At 67.9% G+C, this 3,267-nt stretch carries 3 protein-coding genes; 1 reads left to right on the top strand and 2 read right to left on the bottom strand.

Translation table 11 applies throughout. From position 1 onward, the window contains the following. Positions 1 to 220: 220 nt before the first annotated feature. Together greA and Ahu01nite_RS43945 are read right to left on the bottom strand one after the other, a co-directional pair. Positions 221 to 715 (bottom strand): transcription elongation factor GreA, encoded by a 495-nt coding sequence (gene greA, locus Ahu01nite_RS43950; protein WP_203842725.1) that lies wholly within the window; start codon positions 713 to 715, stop codon positions 221 to 223. Between the two features lie 255 nt (positions 716 to 970). Beyond that, positions 971 to 1,390, bottom strand: coding sequence for a DUF4307 domain-containing protein (locus Ahu01nite_RS43945; RefSeq protein WP_203842724.1), 420 nt, complete (start codon positions 1,388 to 1,390; stop codon positions 971 to 973). A gap of 111 nt (positions 1,391 to 1,501) precedes the next feature. On the opposite strand from Ahu01nite_RS43945, the gene mca reads away from it, so the two are divergent. Beyond that, positions 1,502 to 2,380, top strand: a complete 879-nt coding sequence (mca, locus tag Ahu01nite_RS43940; RefSeq protein WP_203842723.1) for a mycothiol conjugate amidase Mca — start codon at positions 1,502 to 1,504, stop codon at positions 2,378 to 2,380. Positions 2,381 to 3,267 lie beyond the last annotated feature (887 nt).

Here is a 3,267-nt window from a genome sequence, read left to right as displayed (position 1 = left end):
TGCCGTGACTTCACCCCGGCCAGCCAAAACTTTTGAAACACGCCCTAGCCGGTCCTGTCACCCGTGCCGGCCCGGTCCTGTCACCGGTGCCGGCCGGTCCTGTCACCCATGTCGGCCCAACCGCAGCCGGGGTCCCTCAGCCGGTCCTGTCACCCAAGCCGGCCCCCACCCACACACCGCCCGGCGGCGGGGGTGGGGTAGGGATCGGAACCGAACAGCATCAGCCACCGAACGGCGAGAACTCCACGACGGTGACCTTGATGTCGGCGCCGCTCGGAGCCGTGTAGGTGACGGTCTGGCCGCTGGCGGCGCCGAGGATCGCCTTGCCCAGGGCGGACTCGGGGCTGTAGACCGTGAGGTCGGTGGTCGACGCGATCTCGCGGGAGCCGAGGAGGAACTTCTCGGTGTCGCTCTTGTCGTCGTCGAAGTAGATGGTGACGACCATGCCGGGGGTGACCTTGTCGGCGGTGGGGGTGTCGCCGACCTCGGCGTTGCGCAGGAATTCCTTCAAGTAGAGGATCCGGCCCTCCTGCTTGCCCTGCTCCTCGCGGGCGGCGTGGTAGCCGCCGTTCTCGCGGAGGTCGCCCTCCTCGCGGCGGGCGTTGATCTCGGCGGCGATCTCCGGCCGGGCTGCGATCAACTCGTCGAGCTCGGCCTGCAGCCGGTCGTAAGCGTCCTGGGAGAGCCAGGTCTTCGACGCCTCTGAACTGGTCACAGACTCTTCTCCTTGGAACGGGATGAGCGTACGGAGCGAATCACAAAGCTTACCAGCGGTGCACACTCGGTCGATTCGCTCGATGCGGGACGGGTGGAAACGGACGTGCGCTTCCTTGGTACCGGGTGGGTCTGACAGTTTCCCTGGACCGGGTCACTCGCACGGCTACGTTTTGCGAATGGTGCGGAACCCCGGGTCGCCCCGGGGCGGAGTGCTTACCGGCGGCGTTGGCGCGCTCTGGGCGTACCGTAAAAATCAGTCAGCGGCCTGGCACTTGAGCACGTCACCCACGAAGGCCTCGGCCCTGGTCTGCACGATTTCGGACGCCTCGATGGTGGTCTCCTGGCCGGTCGCCCGGACCGTCACCGTGCGGCTGCCGACCTCGGCGCCGTCATAGTCGCGGGCGCGCAGCCCGCACTTCGCCGCGCCGCCGGCCGGAACCCGCACGGTGAAATCGAGTGTCACCTGCGTGGGTGTGATGTTTGTCCAACGGACGATCTGGGCGTCATAGTTCGGATCGCCATACTGACCGTAGAGGCGCACGGTGAGTGCCGCCGCGGCTACCGCGATGACCACCGCGAAGATGATCGGCCCGGCCAGCCTGCGGCGCCCATCCCGGCGCCGGCCGTAGCGGCCCGGCGGGAATATCGGGTTTGTGGCGCGCGTCTCGCTCACCAGGGGGACCTCTCCTGCGAAAAGTGTCAGTGCCATCCGACAGAATGACGTTGTCCATCTTCGCAGCCGAAACCGGGTCCTACGAACGAGGTCCGGTCGAGGGAGAATTCAGTGGCTGAGCAGTTGCGTCTCATGACCGTGCACGCACACCCGGACGACGAGTCCAGCAAGGGCGCCGCCACCATGGCGCGCTACGTCGCCGAGGGCGTCGACGTGCTGGTCGCGACGTGCACGGGCGGGGAGCGCGGCAGCGTGCTGAACCCCCAGATGGATCGGCCCGAGGTCCTGGCCGACATCGCCAACATCCGCAAACGCGAGATGGACGAGGCCCGCGCGATCCTCGGCGTCCGCCAGGCCTGGCTGGGCTTCGTCGACTCCGGCCTGCCCGAGGGCGACCCCCTCCCGCCGCTGCCCGAGGGCTGCTTCGGCCTGGTCGACCCCGAAGAGGGCGCCAAACCGCTGATCAAGCTGATCCGCGAGTTCCGCCCGCACGTCATGACCACCTATGACGAGAACGGCGGCTACCCCCACCCCGACCACATCATGTGCCACAACATCTCCGTGGTGGCCTTCGACGCAGCCGGCGACCCCACCAAATACCCCGAGCTCGGCGACCCCTGGCAGCCCTCCAAGCTCTACTACAACTCCGGCTGGACCCGAGCCCGCATGCTCGCCCTCCACGAGGGCATGCTCGCCGCCGGCCTCGAGTCCCCCTACACCGAGTGGCTCCAGAACGAGGAACGCCCCGACCGAGGCGACAAAATCACCACCCGAATCGAATGCGGCGAATACTTCGAAACCCGCGACAACGCCCTCCGAGCCCACGCCACCCAGGTCGACCCGGACGGCTTCTGGTTCCACGTCCCCATGGAAATGCAGCAGAAGGTCTGGCCCACGGAAGACTTCGAGCTCGCCCGCTCCCTCGTCGACAGCCCCCTCCCAGAATCAGACCTCTTCGCCGGCATCCGCGAATCGGTGGACACCCACTGACCCTCGGCTGAGTGGTGGGGAGGAGGTCGCCACAGCGCTGGAAGTCCCGGTTGGGGTGGGTTACTCGGGGGTGCTGGCGTGGGTTCGCTTTTGACGATCGCGCCGTGGTGGTGACCTGCGGCGTGTTGGCTTCGGGTTTGTCTGTCGCTCCTTGATCTTGCGTTCCCGGGGTTGGTTGTTGGACCGTCTCGGCCGATCTGCGCGACCTATGGATCCTGATGTCACGCCCTTCTGGGCCGCGCCTGCTCTGCTCGGCCGCGCCTGCTCAAATCGGCTCGGCTAGGTCGGCTCGGCTCGGCTCGGCCTGCTCGGCTTAGCTAGGTCTGCTCGGCTCAGCTAGGTCTGCTCGGTTCGGCCGGCTCGGGCTGCTTGCTGGTCGTCCGAGGTCCGTCGGCTCGGTTGGTACCTGCCCTGTCTGGGCTTGGCCTGCCCGGCTGGGACGGTCGTTGTCAGCCCGTCCCTGCCTACCGGCTGGCCCGATTAGAGTCCGTCGGCTCGGCTCGGCTCGGCTCGGCTCGGCTGCCTGGCTCGGCCGGGGATCTGTCCGGCCGCATTTTTGGTATTGTTTGCGCGCTTTCGCCCGGATCACGCGTTTCGTTTGGTTCTTCGGCCCGCTCTTCCTGGCTCGGTCAGGCCTCTTTGGCCTTGCGTTCCCTGGCCTTGCGTTCCTGGCGGGGCGCCTTGGGTCACGTTCATTGCCGCAGTCGGGGGAGCCTGCGGTCTCCGGCCCGACTTTCTGGCCTCGCGCTTCCTGGCGGGGCACCCCTGGTCACGTTCATCGCCGCCTCCGAGGGAGCCCGGCCTTCCTGGCCCGGCCTTCCTGGCCCGGCCTTCCTGGCCCGGCCTTCCTGGCCCGGCCTTCCTGGCCCGGCCTTCCTGGCCCGGCC

Source organism: Winogradskya humida, assembly GCF_016862215.1.
Classification (GTDB): domain Bacteria; phylum Actinomycetota; class Actinomycetes; order Mycobacteriales; family Micromonosporaceae; genus Actinoplanes; species Actinoplanes humidus.
Note: the sequence above shows the minus strand (reverse complement) of the source record. Positions and strands in the feature narration are given on the sequence as shown.